This is a genomic window from Chryseobacterium sp. PET-29 (assembly GCF_025736815.1).
GTDB classification, from domain to species: domain Bacteria; phylum Bacteroidota; class Bacteroidia; order Flavobacteriales; family Weeksellaceae; genus Chryseobacterium; species Chryseobacterium nepalense.
The window spans coordinates 2338699-2354139 of sequence record NZ_CP107053.1; the positions used below are offsets into that span (position 1 = coordinate 2338699).

General features: G+C 36.8%; 12 protein-coding genes. 3 read left to right on the top strand and 9 right to left on the bottom strand.

Going from position 1 to position 15441, the window contains the following annotated elements:
- Positions 1 to 5 precede the first annotated feature (5 nt).
- From ODE14_RS10340 to ODE14_RS10380, 9 genes are all read right to left on the bottom strand, one after another.
- Positions 6 to 824 (bottom strand): polysaccharide biosynthesis/export family protein, encoded by an 819-nt coding sequence (locus tag ODE14_RS10340; protein ID WP_263601397.1) that lies wholly within the window; start codon positions 822 to 824, stop codon positions 6 to 8.
- A gap of 41 nt (positions 825 to 865) precedes the next feature.
- Positions 866 to 2794 (bottom strand): nucleoside-diphosphate sugar epimerase/dehydratase, encoded by a 1929-nt coding sequence (locus tag ODE14_RS10345; protein ID WP_263601398.1) that lies wholly within the window; start codon positions 2792 to 2794, stop codon positions 866 to 868.
- Between the two features lie 347 nt (positions 2795 to 3141).
- Positions 3142 to 3600, bottom strand: coding sequence for a regulatory protein RecX (locus ODE14_RS10350; protein WP_263601399.1), 459 nt, complete (start codon positions 3598 to 3600; stop codon positions 3142 to 3144).
- A gap of 56 nt (positions 3601 to 3656) precedes the next feature.
- A complete protein-coding gene (glyA, locus tag ODE14_RS10355) occupies positions 3657 to 4922 on the bottom strand; it encodes a serine hydroxymethyltransferase (protein WP_263601400.1) in 1266 nt (421 codons plus the stop codon).
- 226 nt (positions 4923 to 5148) lie between these two features.
- Positions 5149 to 6048, bottom strand: a complete 900-nt coding sequence (locus ODE14_RS10360) for an NAD(P)/FAD-dependent oxidoreductase (RefSeq protein WP_263601401.1) — start codon at positions 6046 to 6048, stop codon at positions 5149 to 5151.
- A gap of 206 nt (positions 6049 to 6254) precedes the next feature.
- Positions 6255 to 7451 (bottom strand): efflux RND transporter periplasmic adaptor subunit, encoded by a 1197-nt coding sequence (locus ODE14_RS10365; protein WP_263601402.1) that lies wholly within the window; start codon positions 7449 to 7451, stop codon positions 6255 to 6257.
- Positions 7452 to 7483: 32 nt separating this feature from the next.
- A complete protein-coding gene (locus tag ODE14_RS10370) occupies positions 7484 to 8755 on the bottom strand; it encodes an ABC transporter permease (RefSeq protein WP_263601403.1) in 1272 nt (423 codons plus the stop codon).
- A gap of 104 nt (positions 8756 to 8859) precedes the next feature.
- Positions 8860 to 10089, bottom strand: a complete 1230-nt coding sequence (locus ODE14_RS10375) for an ABC transporter permease (protein WP_263601404.1) — start codon at positions 10087 to 10089, stop codon at positions 8860 to 8862.
- Between the two features lie 117 nt (positions 10090 to 10206).
- A complete protein-coding gene (locus ODE14_RS10380; protein ID WP_263601405.1) occupies positions 10207 to 10896 on the bottom strand; it encodes an ABC transporter ATP-binding protein in 690 nt (229 codons plus the stop codon).
- A gap of 421 nt (positions 10897 to 11317) precedes the next feature.
- Between ODE14_RS10380 and ODE14_RS10385 the strand changes: the two genes are divergently transcribed.
- From ODE14_RS10385 to ODE14_RS10395, 3 genes are all read left to right on the top strand, one after another.
- Positions 11318 to 12292, top strand: a complete 975-nt coding sequence (locus ODE14_RS10385; protein ID WP_263601406.1) for a ribonucleotide-diphosphate reductase subunit beta — start codon at positions 11318 to 11320, stop codon at positions 12290 to 12292.
- 379 nt (positions 12293 to 12671) lie between these two features.
- The gene (locus tag ODE14_RS10390; RefSeq protein WP_072885148.1) at positions 12672 to 14330 is read left to right on the top strand and encodes a ribonucleoside-diphosphate reductase subunit alpha; all 1659 of its coding nucleotides are present in this window, start codon (positions 12672 to 12674) and stop codon (positions 14328 to 14330) included.
- Between the two features lie 101 nt (positions 14331 to 14431).
- Positions 14432 to 15322 (top strand): DUF72 domain-containing protein, encoded by an 891-nt coding sequence (locus tag ODE14_RS10395; RefSeq protein WP_248391299.1) that lies wholly within the window; start codon positions 14432 to 14434, stop codon positions 15320 to 15322.
- The last annotated feature ends 119 nt before the right edge of the window (positions 15323 to 15441 follow it).

The window sequence follows — 15441 nt, forward strand, 5'->3', positions numbered from 1 at the left end:
CAATTTTATTTCTTAAATAAACTTACTACAACAGCAATAGCTGTGACACCGATCGAAATTGCAGTTAAATAAAGTCCTGTATTGGGGTTTTGTTTTGCCTGAATATCTTTTGCGTTGCTGGAAGCTACGATAATAGCATCTCCCTGCTTTAAATAATAATATGGCGAATTGATAAGATTAGCGTCCTGCAAATTTACTTTTCCATGAATAACCTGCCCATTTTCAGTTCTGATCACCAATATCTGATCTCTTTTCCCGTACATGGTAAGATCACCGGCCATCCCAAGAGCATTAAGAATGGTTCCCTGTCCGTTTGATATGATATAATCCCCCTGTCTGTTTACCTCTCCTAATACTGTTACTTTAAAATTAGCTAGTCTGATATTTATGGTAGGGTTAATAACATATTTCTGCATTTTCTCCCTTAATTCTTCTTTCAGTTCCACCAATGTTTTTCCTTCCGTCTTAATAATCCCTAAAATTGGAAAATCAATATTACCATTGGCATCTACAATATACGTTGGACCCAAAATTGTACTAACGCCTTGGTTGGGGGTATTTCCCCCTGCGAATGAATTATTCTGTACAAGTTCTGATGAAGAATAGTTTTGGTTGAATGGTCTTACAACATCCATATCTTTTGCTGTGATAAGAATAACCAGCTGATCCCCTTTCTGAACAGTATTTTCAGAATTTCTTGCGGATGATTCAATTGCTACCTTTTCAATATTTTGCAAATAGTTCAGATCATTTTTAGCATTGGGATTAGTTTTACAGGAAACTATTATAAATGCTGATAATATTACCAATATTTTACCTTTCATCGTTTTTTAAAAATTGTACAAATATATACATTTAAATTATTCTATTTATCCAGTACTTCATATATTGAATTATTACTTCTGAATTCCGGAACAATTATCTTCAGAAGCTTTACTACTTCAACTTTATCTCTTCTTAAGGAAGCTTTGGTAATAGAATTTACAAGCGTTTCTATCTCCAGGAATTCCATGATAGGATCTTTGGAAATCATGATTTTTTCATTATGAGTAGGCAATGTTTTGGCATCGTCGCTTAATAATTCCTCATACAATTTTTCACCTGGCCTTAGCCCGGTATAAATAATTTTAATATCAATGTTCGGCTCAAATCCCGACAGTTTGATCATTCTTCTTGCCAGATCCAGTATTTTCACCGGCTCTCCCATGTCAAAAACAAAGATTTCTCCTCCCTGGCCCATCGTACCAGCCTGTAGTACCAGTTCGCAGGCTTCAGGAATCGTCATAAAATATCTTACAATATCCGGGTGGGTAATGGTAACAGGTCCTCCGGCTTCAATCTGTCTTTTGAAATGCGGAATTACCGATCCGTTGGATCCCAAAACATTTCCGAACCGGGTAGTAATAAATTTGGTAGTGTTCCCTTCTACATTCTGCAACGACTGCACAAATAATTCAGCAGCTCTTTTTGATGCTCCCATCACATTGGTGGGATTTACCGCCTTATCTGTAGAAATCATTACGAATCGGTTTACCTTATATTTGCTGGACAGTGTTGCTATAATTTTGGATCCGAGTACATTCACAAGAATTCCTTCGTGAGGATTCTCTTCCACCAACGGAACGTGTTTATAGGCTGCCGCATGGTATACCATGGAAAAGTTGTAGGTTTGGAATAAAGGTTCTATCCTGTGTTTATTAGAGACATCTGCCAGTACAAATTTGAATCTGACATGAGGAAACTTCTCTTTCATTTCCAGTTCAATATCGTACAAAGGTGTTTCCGCCTGATCCAGAACCACAATAAGTGAGGGATTAAACTGTGCAACCTGGCGCACAATTTCGCTACCTATTGAGCCTGCCCCGCCCGTTACAAGGATGTTCTTATTAAAATGTCTTCTCTTGATTTCTTCGTTTTCAATCTTAATCGGTTTCCTGTTCAGAAGATCCTCAATCTGAAGATTACGGATGGAACCCGCAAAATCACTGTCACGTAGCTTTTGTACCGATGGTGCTTTGAATATATTGAGATCTTTTTCAAGAAATAAATTCACCCAGGAATTCATTTCATCTTTAGACATCATTTCTTTAATGATGATTACGCCATCAATAAGAAGTTCTTCTTTAGCGTTTTCTTCTATTTTTTCTTTGGCAAAAATGGGCTTTCCCAGTAAATATGCTCTCTTAGAGTCTGTACGCTGTGTAAGAAATCCTACTACGTGGTAAGGAAGGCTAGGATTATCCAAAATTGCCCTTGCAATGGCAATAGACTGTTCATCAATCCCCAGTACAAGAATTCTTTTCTTCAATGTGCTTCTTCTGTATTCTCTCACTATATGAAAGAACTCTTTCACATAAAGCCTGAACAGAAAAAGCCCCATAAAGGAAATTATGAAATACAATATAAGAAAAGGATTAATAATAAATTCTTTCCCTGTTATCCACTCACAAATGATGTTGGCACTTCCTACTAAAAACAATGTACAGAAGCATGAGATAAGTAGTTTAAAAAGATCTATAAAAGTAGAGTGTCTTATAATACCTGCATATGTTTTAAAAACATACATAAACATGACATTCGAAAATATCACTCCTGCAAATACTACAATCTTATCATTGTGGTAAATAAATTCAGACCGCGTAATTTTTTCTATAATATAGGTAGCTAAAAATAGTGATATTACCAATATGATAATATCTATTACAAGAATTATCCACCGTGGCAGATATCTTACATCCGAGAGATTGACAACATTATCTCCTCCGAACATTTTCTTTCTAAAAGAGTTGTACATTGTCTTTAATGGTATTCATGTGTATAAAAATGTATAATCTGACCTTCACATTCGAAAGTATTGATGCAAATTTAAAATAAAATTTCATCTATTATCAGTATTTAAAAATTAAATTTAGTTCAGAGATAATATGGTATTATGAATTATTCTCTTCAGATATTCTGCGGAATAGAAAACAACCCTGGCAAAAAATATACCACATAGCAATTATGTTTATCACTGTATTTAAAAATTAAGCAACATACTGCCAATCAAAATTGTTTTTTCTATGTAATGAATAAATTTCTTTCTATAGTTAATAATTTTTAAATTCTCTTTTTACTCTAAACTGCCTTATTTTTTTAATATTATTCAAAAATATCATTTATTTTTTCATATTCAAACCCCCTGCTCATTAAATATTTTATGGTTTTTGATTTACGCTGGTATTCTTTAAGCCCTTTTTGCTTCGAATAATAATCTTCATAGATTTTGCGGATCGTTTTGCTATAATCCTGTTCATCAATTTCATCAAAGCATGCATCAATTAATTTTTCAGGAACCTGCTTTTGTTTAAGGTGAATTTTAATTTTCGTTTTTCCCCAGTGTTTAATATAAAATTTCCCGCGGATATAGCTTCGCGTAAACCGTTCTTCATTTAAATAATTTTCCTGTAACAGATAAAGCATGATTTCCTCTTTCGCTTCATCAATAAGGAGAAACTCTTTCATTTTTTGTTCAACTTCATAATGACAGCGATCCTGGTACACACAATAGTTTACCAGCTTTTGTTTTATCTCATCAAAAGTGAACGATTTCTTTTCCATATTCCATAAAAAAGAATGAGCAGATGCCCATTCTTTATATTTTATTTTGATATTAATTAATAGTTAAATAAAGCTTTGCCTTCCATTAATTCATTCACTTTTTTCCTAACGAAAGTAAGTACTTCTTCATTTTTAATATTGTCTACTACTTCAGAAATTAATCCTGCAATGGTATCCATATCATTCTCTTTCAATCCTCTTGTGGTGATAGCTGCAGTTCCCAATCTGATCCCTGAAGTTGTAAATGGTGACTTGTCATCAAAAGGAACCATGTTCTTGTTGCAGGTAATATCAGCAAGCACCAAAGCTTTTTCAGTTTCTTTACCGTTCACACCTTTGTTTCTGAGATCTACAAGCATTAAATGATTATCCGTTCCTCCGCTTACAATATCAAAACCTCTGTCAATCATTGCTTTTGCTAATGCCTGCGCATTGGATTTTACCTGCTTTGCATAGGTTTCAAATTTCACATCCAAAGCTTCCCCGAAAGCAACTGCTTTTCCGGCAATCACATGCTCCAGCGGACCTCCCTGAATACCCGGAAAAACGGAACCATCCAATACCTGGCTCATCATTTTGATTTCCCCTTTCGGAGTTTTGTGGCCATATGTATTTTCAAAATCTTTTCCCATCATAATCATTCCTCCACGCGGACCTCTTAATGTTTTATGAGTAGTTGTCGTTACAACATGACAATGCTCAAATGGCGAATTCAATAGACCTTTAGCTACCAAACCGGCAGGATGTGCAATATCTGCCCAAAGTGTCGCACCAATTTCGTCTGCTACTTCTCTGAATTTCGCATAATCAAGATCACGAGAATATGCTGAAAAACCGGCGATAAGCATTTTAGGCTTTTCTCTCAGAGCAACTTCTCTCATTTGATCGTAATCGATAAGACCAGTCTCCTGCTGCACTCCGTAAGAAACCACATCATACTGAATTCCTGAAAAATTAACCGAAGAACCATGAGTAAGGTGACCTCCCATAGAAAGATCCATTCCCATAATTTTGTCGCCCGGTTTTAAAACGGCAAGATAAATGGCGGCATTCGCCTGAGAACCTGAATGCGGCTGTACATTTACATAGTCCACCCCAAAAAGCTGTTTTGCTCTTTCAATAGCCAGCGTTTCAACCTCATCTATTACTTCGCAACCTCCGTAATATCTTTTTCCGGGATATCCTTCAGCATATTTATTGGTAAGCACACTTCCCACGGCTTTCATCACATTATCAGAAACAAAGTTCTCTGATGCAATCATCTCAATTCCATGAGTTTGTCTTTGTCTTTCTTTTTCAATCAGGTCGAAAATAATATCCATTTTACTTTTAGTTTTTGAAATTTTTCACCCCAAAAATACGAAATTTCCGCTGAGATTACGGTATACATCCATATGATTTTTAGCCTTATCATTAACAATACATCCTGAATATTTGCTGTTTAATGAGATTTCCACAGTATTTTCTGATTCTTACCTTAAATTTTTAAAATGAAATAAAAAATCCTCCCAAATACTTTGAGAGGAATATCGTATGAATCAAAAGAAATTAAAATCCATCTTCTGATAATTCTTTATTCACAATGGCTCCGGTAAAGTTTCCCTGCGCAACCGCATTGGCTACAGACCGCATCATGGTGGTATTGTCACCACAGGCAAATACACCATCGGTACTTGTTTTATGAAAATGGTCTATTTTAATAAACCCATGCTCGGTAAGTTCAAGCTGTAAATCTTCGGTATTGATATTCTGCTCAAAAGGAATTTTTGCATACAATGCTTCAAGAGCTTTTTCGCTTCCGTTTTTAAATACAATTTTCCGGATATTACCGTTTTCATGAACAATTTCTTTTATTTCGTCTTCAACAATATTAATTTTATTTTGACTGAATCTCTCTGCCTGCTCTTCATTTAATGTACATTCTCCGTTGGTAAATAAACTGAGATCTTTAGACAGATTAAAAACCAGTTTTGAAAATTCGAAAGCAAGATCACCGTTGGAAAGAATTCCTGTTTTTTTACCTTTAACCTCATAGCCGTGACAATAAGGACAATGGATCACGGAAATCCCCCAACACTCGGCAAATCCTTTAATATCCGGTATCTGATCTTTAACTCCGGAAGCCAGAATTATTTTTTTAGCTGAAAATTTTTCACCATTATCTATTTCCACTTCAAAACCTTCTGAATTTTGAGATGTTTTTGCAACCCTGCCTTCAAAAAAACTTACCGTTTCATATTTTAAAACCTGATCTTTTGCTATTTCTGAAATTTCTTTCGGAGCTTTACCATCCTGCGTAAGAAAGTTGTGTGAATGAGGAGTCTGCCGGTTACAAGGTTTTCCGCTGTCGATAATCAAAACATTTCTTAATGATCTTCCGAGAGACATTCCGGCAGAAAGTCCGGCATAGCTTCCTCCTATTATGATTACGTCAAAGTTATTTTTCATAAGTATTTATTTGTTGATAGTTACTACAAGTAACGAACCGTTATTATTCAGCAAAGATAAAAATAAATTCACTAATGCAACAAAATTGCATTAATAATTACCATATCTGAAAATATATAAACACACACAGGATTAAGAAATGAATTGAATAAAAAAATCCTGAGAAAAATTCCCAGGACTACATCTGAATCTATAGTGTTAGTTTACTATTTTTTTGATTTTTCTTTTAGCTCTTCTTTATCTTTATCAGAAGGATTCCAGACTTTTACTTCTGCATTTTTATCAATTCCTGATAGGATTTCCACATTAATTCCGTCGCTTGCTCCTAATTTTACATAGGCTTTTTTAAACTTACCATCTTTCTGTTTTACCTCTACGAAAGGTACATCTTTACCGTTTTTCTTTTCATACTGAATTAAAGATTCATCCAGCAATAAAGCGTTTTTCTTTGAGGTGAGTACAATTTCGCCGTTGGCTGAAAATCCAGCTCTGATGTATTCATTATTTGGATTGAAAACATCTCCTTCCACAGGGAATTTGATCGTTCCGTTGTTATCTTTCCCTTTCGGAGCAATCATCGTTAGTCTTCCCGGAAATGTTTTATTCTGAAGAGCACCGATGACGATTTTCATATCCATTCCTTGTTTAAGCTTTCCTGCCTGCGCTTCGTCAATCTCTCCCTGAAAAATTAAAGAATTGAGATCGGCTATAGAACAAATGGTGGTCCCTGCGTTAAAAGAGTTGGCTTCAATTACCTGACTTCCTACTTTTACAGGAACTTCAAGAACCGTTCCTGCAGCTTTTGAACGAATCTGCGTTGTAGCAAGCCCCTGAAGTTCCGGAGTAGCTCCTGTTTTTGCAATCTGCAATGCTTTTTGCGCAGTCACGAGCTGCTGTTGGGAATTTTTCAATGCCTGTTGTGTTGTATAGAGCTGCTGTTGTGCATTTAAAAACTCCTGTTTTGAGGCAACTCCTTGTTTGTAAAGTCTTTCCTGCATTTCAAACTGCTTACGCATGTTTTCAACATTCATCCTGGCATTGCTGATCTGGAGCTGCTGATTATTTACATTTTGTTGCGCATTATTCACCTCAGCAATATTCGGGACAATCCTTACGGTCGCGATCAACTGTCCGGCCTCCACCCTGTCGCCTTCGTCCACTAAAATTTTGTCAATAATTCCTGCTATATTGGGTTTGATTTCGATTTCTTCCTTTGGAATAATTTTTCCTGTCGCCATTACCTTGTCTTCCATATTTTGAACAGTGGGCTTACGGGTAAGAAAAGCTTCGCTCTGCTTAGAATTGGATTTTACAAAATATCTGATTCCTGAGAACAGCGCCACTGCAAATAAAAGCCCGAGAATAATATAAATGGCTTTTTTCCAGGTGAATTTCTTTTTCATATGTATAGTTTATTTTTATTTAAATTAAAGTTTTATTCTGTTCTTAATGCTTCAATAGGACGTATTTTTACCGCTCTTTGTGCCGGAATCATTCCTATGATAAGTCCTAAAATCACCATAACCGCCATCGCCGCAAAAACATTTCCATAATTGACCGTAGGATTATAAAAAGGAAAAGAATCCTGTCCCTGGGTGGCTACATTTAAAATCATAAGGACAAAAATCCCGAACATAAAACCTAAAAGTCCGGAAGACAACGTAATCACGACACTTTCCAGGAGAATCTGGTTTCTCACTTCGGAAGGTTTTGCTCCTAATGCTCTTCGGATTCCTATTTCTTTAGTTCTTTCTTTAACGGTAATCAAAAGGATATTTGAAATGGCAATTACTCCCGCAAGAATGGTTAATGTTCCCACAATAATGGTAAGAAGCTGCATTCCCGTAAGAAAGCCCGTCAATTTTTTAAATTCTTTGCCGAGATTAAAGCTTCCGAAAGCATTGGTATCTTCTGGAGAAACTTTATTTTTAGCTTTTAATTCAAGTTTTACGGTTTTTTCAACGGAATTCACGTCGACATTAGGTTTACTCACAATAGCAAACATATCAATCTGATCTCCTGCATTATACATTTTGGTATAGGTGGAAAGCGGGATAAAAACTGTTTGATCATTTTCAAACCCTCCGTTTTTCTTTATTCTGAAAACACCGATCACGTTAAAAAAGATTCCTTTAATATTAATGGATTTCCCAATTGGGCTTTCATTCTTTTTAGAATCAAAAAAGTTTTTATAAATCTCTTCTCCGATTACCGCTACATTTTTATTTCCGGAAACATCTGCATCGTTGATATACCTACCGAAAATCAGTTTCTTTTCCGAGATCTTATTTCCTACCGGATAATCTCCTGTTAAAGCATAGGTTCCGCTTTTCCCGTTTCTTGACATGGATTCTCCCGGTGTTCCCGTAAAACTTCCTCTTGAATTCTGTGGTGAAATGTAATCAATTTCGGAAATTTTTCTTTTCAGCATGTCGATATCAGAAAGATGGAGGTGCATCTGTCTTCCTTTAGGAAAACCTTCGTAAGGAATAGATGTGTTTTGCGCCCAGAGAAAAATAGAATTGGTAGCAAATCCGGAAAAGAGCTTATCAAAGCCGTTCTCCATTCCTTTAGCTGCCCCCAGAAGACTTACATACAAAAACATACCCCAACCCACACCAATCATGGTAAGTAAAGTCCGAAGCTTATTATTCCTGAGTGAATAATAAATTTCCTGCCAAGTATCTTTTTTAAATAATATATTCATTTTAACTGTCAATCTTTTTATACTAACAATAGTCAATCCCTGCGACAATAATTTTTCTGAGAACTAAATTAACTTGTGAAGCAAAATTCAGCGTTCACTGTTCATCATTCTGTTCTCAGTGCTTCAATAGGTTTAATTTTAGAAGCTCTGTAAGCCGGCACAAATCCTGCAATCAATCCTGAAAAAACCAGTGCTATGAATGCCGCAAAAATGTGTCCCCACCCTACACTAGGATCTTTAATAAAATATTCTTCCAGATTATTTCCTATTAAGTAGAGAGCCAGCACACCGAGACCAACCCCAATTAATCCGGAGATTACCGTAATCACAACACTTTCCTGGACAATCAGCGCCACAATAGTTTTTGGTTTCGCTCCGATCGCTTTCCGCACTCCGATTTCCTTAGTCCTTTCTTTTACGATATATACCATAATATTGCTGATCCCGATAATTCCGGCTGCCAGCGTTCCCAAACCGATAAAGCCGACAATTCCGGTTAGTACTGCCATGAATGCAAAAGTATCGTTCATATTCTGGGCATTGTTCCAGACCCTTACACCGTTTTCATCGTCCGGTGCTACATTTTTTCTTGATTTTAGCCTTTCTTTTAGTTCGTCTCCGTACTTTATGGCTTCCTGGGGCGTTAATTTTTCATTATAAGCGATATAATTAATGCTCACGGTATCCGAACCTTTTTTCATCTGCTGCAATGTAGTAATCGGAACAGTGATGTGCCTCTCGTCCCAGTCGCCGCCGTCATCTGAAAATACACCAACCACTTTAAACATGGTTCCGTTGATATTTAATTCTTTTCCTACAGGACTTCCGTTTTTGATAAGGTCACGCTGAACCATCCTTCCGATTACAGCTACATTCTGTTTTCTTTCCAAATCAGTAGGAGTAAGGTATCTTCCTTCAAGGATTTTTCTGTTTTCAATGATCTGCTCTTCAGGCTTGGCCCCGTTAATCTGATAATTGCCGCTCTCTTTACCGTATTTAACCAATAAATTGGATGTATATCTTGGAGTGGAACTTCCTACTTTTTCTTTATCAATATTAACAAGGAAATCGTAGTCGTCATTATTCATGGTCACTTGTCTGTCAGACTGAAGTCCATTGTAGGCAATCGTTGTTTTTCCTGTTACAATGGAAATCAGATTTTGGGCATCTCTTGCAAAACCTTGTGTAAATGCATTCTGCAGGCCCGTTCCTATTCCGAACAGAACAATAAAAATAAATAATCCCAAAGCCACAGTAAAGCCGGAAAGTACCGTCCGCAATACATTACTGCGAATAGAACTGAATATTTCCTGCCAGCGATCTAAGTCGAACATATTTCTTTAGATTTGAAGCGGAAGTCTGATGATAAAAGTCTCCACTCTTTCCGCTGATTTATTTAATTATTAAAATTTTCATTTTCATCCCCAAGCTTCCGTCTCCCATTTTCCAGCCTATAAAACCAGCTGCTTAATAAATTCATCACTTTCTATAATTCCGTCTTTCAGAATGACATTTCGTTTGGTTTGGGCAGCCACATCCGGTTCGTGTGTAACAACAATGATAGTTTTTCCTTCATTATTAATATCCTGAAGCAGTTTCATAATATCGTGTGTGGTTTTGGAATCCAATGCTCCGGTAGGCTCATCGGCAAGTACAACTTTTGGGTTGGTGATAAGAGCCCTTGCGATGGCAACCCTCTGTTTCTGCCCTCCAGAAAGTTCATTGGGCAAATGGTTGGCCCACTGCGCAAGCCCTACTTTTTCCAGATACTCCATTGCTCTGCGTTCACGTTCTTTTCTCGGAATATTCTGGTAATATAAAGGAAGGGCAACATTATCCAGAGCGGTTTTATACCCGATCAGGTTGAATGACTGGAAGATAAATCCTAAAAATTTACTCCTGTACTCCGCAGCTTTTACTTCCGAAAGGTGTTCTATCGGAACGCCATCCAGCTCATATATTCCGGAATCCTTTTCATCAAGAATACCGATAATATTAAGCAGGGTTGATTTTCCGGATCCGGAACTCCCCATAATAGAAACAAACTCACCTTCGGAAATGGTAAGGTTAATTCCTTTAAGAACATGAAGTTTACTTTTTCCGGTATCGTATGACTTATGTAAATCCTGAATTACTAACATGAAGCGGGATATGTTTTATCCAATAAGTAGGTATAAATTTTAATTTGTTACGCAGAAAGAAAAATTCTTTAATTAAATTATTGTTTAATAAATTTGTCCTTTATTAATAGAACTTTATAAAAAACTGTTTAACTTCAATCGGCTTTTAACAAACATTTTTCAATGATACTCCTTTGTAAGCCAGTATTTAAGCGGTTTTGATGTAAATGTGGAAAACTTTTAAGGTTAAAACTCAATCATTTAGTGTTTCGCCCTTTTAAATACAGTTCTTGTTTTCTAACTTTGTACATGTTCATCACCAAAAGATAAATACTTTGCCGGGTTGATAACTTTCACCTGTAAGTACCAACAAATCAAAATGTTGAATATTTTTTGAACTTTATCCACATCGATCATTATTAATTTTTAAGACATTCTAAATATGGGAATTTTTGATAAAAGAGTAAGCTATAAACCATTTGAATACCCTGAGGTTCTTCAATTCGTGGAAGCAATCAACAAGTCATTTTGGGTGCACTCGGAAGTGGATTTTACCGCAGATGTTCAGGATTTTCATTCACAGCTGGAACCACACGAAAAGCACGCCGTAAAAAATGCACTTCTGGCTATTGCACAGATTGAAGTATCCGTAAAAACATTCTGGGGAAATTTATATAACCATCTTCCAAAGCCGGAGTTCAACGGTTTAGGATCTACCTTCGCCGAGTGTGAGTTCCGTCACTCTGAAGCCTATTCCAGATTATTGGAAGTATTAGGCTATAACGAAGAATTTACTCATGTCGTAGAAATTCCTGCCGTAAAAAAGAGAATTGATTTTTTATCAAATGTCCTGAAACACGCCAATTCTGCAACACCTAAGGAATATGTTTCTTCTCTTTTATTATTCAGTATCCTTATTGAAAACGTTTCGCTTTTCTCTCAATTTGCCATCATCCTTTCCTTCACCAGATTCAAAGGATATATGAAGAATGTTTCCAATATCATCGCATGGACTTCCGTAGATGAGCAGATTCACGCCAATGCAGGAATTTACCTGATCAATAAAATCCGTGAAGAACAACCTGATTTATTAACTGATTCTGATATTGAAGATATTTATACCTTAGTTGACCAGTCTGTAGAACTGGAAGGAGAAATCCTTGACTGGATCTTCGAATTGGGAGAGCTGAATGTTTTCTCAAAAGAAGATTTATTAAACTTTATGAAATACCGTGTTGATGACAGTTTAAAGAAAATCAACATGAATACAAGATACAATGTCACTCCGGAACAATACCGCCCAATGGTGTGGTTCGAAGAGGAAGTGTTTGCCAATTCAATGGATGATTTCTTTGCGAAAAGACCGGTGGATTATACAAAACACGATAAGAGTATTACGGCGAACGATTTATTCTAATTTGATTTGAGAATTTGCGCGAGCGAAGCGAGCGTCGAAACAGGTAGTATTAGCGATCTGTTATTCTGAAAAAAGCGCAGCGAAGTGAAGAATCTCAAAATCTGAGATTCCTCTTCTTTAAAATGACAACAATTGAACTGTTGTAAGTAAAACCCGTTAGGTTTGGAGTCGAAAACTTTCATGGTACACAAAAGATATTAATTTTTGGATTGACAAAAAGACAAAGACTTATCTTAGCCCTGATTGAGCGGCATGTCTGAGCTCTTTTTCTTTGAAAGAGAAAAAAGCGAGTAGCGAAAGCAGGTACACCAATGAAAGAAGGACAAAATTTTATGCTCCTAAAAATAAACAATGCATTGGCATTTTACAATATAAAAAAATGGAAGAACAAAGTACAAATATATGGTGGCTCAATGAAGAGTCCGAGCAGATGCTCAACAGAGGCTATTTGCTGAAAGGGGAAACAGTAGAAGGTGCTATCGACAGAATTACCACGGCGGCAGCAAAGAGACTGTATAAGCCGGAGCTTCAACCTGCATTTAAAGAAATGATCACCAAAGGATGGATCAGTTTTTCTTCACCGGTATGGGCCAATATGGGAACCCAGAGAGGTCTTCCTATTTCCTGCTTTAACGTTCACATTCCGGACAGCATTGAAGGAATCACCCACAAAATGGGTGAAGTCATCATGCAGACCAAAATCGGTGGCGGAACATCAGGATATTTCGGGGAACTGCGTAACAGAGGAACGGCAGTAACCGATAACGGAAAATCTTCAGGAGCCGTTTCTTTCATGAAGCTTTTTGACACGGCGATGGATGTGGTATCTCAGGGCGGAGTGAGAAGAGGTGCTTTTGCAGCTTATCTGGATGTTGATCACGGAGATATTGAAGAATTTTTATCGATTAAAGATATCGGAAGTCCTATCCAGAACCTGTTTACAGGAATCTGTGTGCCGGATTACTGGATGCAGGACATGATCGACGGTGATATGGAAAAGCGTAAAGTATGGGCAAGAGTATTGGAAAGCCGTCAGCAAAAAGGACTTCCTTATATTTTCTTTACCGACAACGTGAACAGAAATAAACCGCAAGTATATAAAGACTTAGGATTAACAGTAAACGCCAGTAACCTTTGTTCGGAAATCATGCTTCCTTCAACCATGGAAGAGTCTTTCATCTGCTGTTTATCTTCCATGAACCTTGAATTGTACGATGAGTGGAAAGACACTGATGCGGTAAAGCTGGCTATCTATTTCTTAGATGCTGTTTTATCTGAATTCATTGACAAAACGGAAGGGAACTATTATCTTCAGGGAGCAAGAAATTTTGCCATGAGACACAGAGCGTTGGGATTAGGTGTTTTAGGTTATCACTCTTATCTTCAGAAAAATATGATTCCTTTTGAAAGCTTTGAAGCAACGCAGTTCAATGCAAGAGCATTCAGAAGAATTAAGGAACAGGCAGAGCAGGCTTCGAGAGAACTGGCAAACATCTATGGAGAACCTGAATTACTGAAAGGTTATGGGTTAAGAAATACCACGACAATGGCCATTGCGCCTACGACTTCAAGTTCTGCGATCCTCGGACAGACTTCTCCGGGAATCGAGCCGTTTGCATCCAACTATTTTAAAGCGGGTCTGGCGAAAGGAAACTTTATGCGTAAAAATAAATACCTTGCCAAATTATTAGCTGAAAAAGGTCTTGATAATGAGGAAACTTGGAGAACTATTATGTTAAATCATGGTTCTGTACAGCATTTGAAGGAGCTGACCGATGAGGAGAAGGCAGTATTTAAAACATTTAAAGAAATCTCTCCGATGGAGATTATTTCTCAGGCAGCCCAAAGACAGCAATATATTGATCAGGCACAGTCCCTGAATCTTCAGATACCTTCTACAATGCCGGTGAAAGATGTTAACTATTTATACATTGAAGCCTGGAAAAAAGGAGTAAAAACTCTTTATTATCAAAGAAGTTCTTCTGTTTCTAAAGAAATGATGGTAAACTTTGTTACCTGCACCGCTTGTGAAGCATAAGACTCTCAAATAATAAACATTACATATTCACTTCAGCACGCTTTTACGGCGTGCTTTTTTCTTTTATATTTGTTAAAGAGATAATCACTAAAAATTCAGATATGAAATTCGGACAAGTAGAAGATCCTTCAAAAATAGATTTTACATTACCTAAAGATCATCCCAAAACAAAGAAAATTTTAAGCCATAACAAAAAAGGCCTGGAAAACATTTCCATAGGATGTGCAAAATGGAATAAAACCGACCTGAAAGGATTTTATCCGAAAGGTACCAAAGATGAACTTACCTATTATTCAACCCAGTTCAACTCTATTGAGCTGAACGCCACATTTTATGGGATGCCTACTCCGGAGCAGGTACACACCTGGAAAGAAAAAACCCCCAAAGACTTTAAATTCTTCCCTAAAATTACCAATACTGTTTCACACTTCAGAAGATTGATAGATGTGACAGAACCTGTTACCCAATTTGCAACCTCAGTGATGCAGTTTGATGAAAAATTAGGGATGGTGTTTCTTCAGCTTCATGATAATTTTAAGCCTAAAGATTATGACAGACTGGAAAAATTCGTGAAAGACTGGCCTAAAGAAGTACCGCTAGCCATTGAATTAAGAAATACAGAGTGGTTTACCAACGAAGAAATCCTGGATACAACCTGTGAGCTTTTTGAAGAGCACAATATCACCAATATTATTGTAGACACTGCCGGAAGACGCGATATGCTTCACATGCGGCTTACAACACCTACAGCTTTCATCCGCTACGTTGGTGCTAATGCAGAAAGCGATTATGAACGTCTTGATGACTGGCTGGATCATCTTACAAAATGGAAGAAAGAAGGCCTGCAGAATCTTTACTTTTTTGTGCACCAGAATATCGAAAAAGCTTCTCCTCTTCTATCTGCTTATTTGATAAAAAAAATGAATGAGGAGTGGAAAACAGACTTTCACATCCCTAAAATGGCAACTGAAAGTACCGGAACCTTGTTTTAAGGATTGATAAATTTTAATTTTATTCACTATTCAGTGTAATAAAGTTAATTAAAATTCACTGTTTTAAGAAAAATAATTCACCTGTTATCCCCTGTAAAAGAAATACTTGCAAAATATTT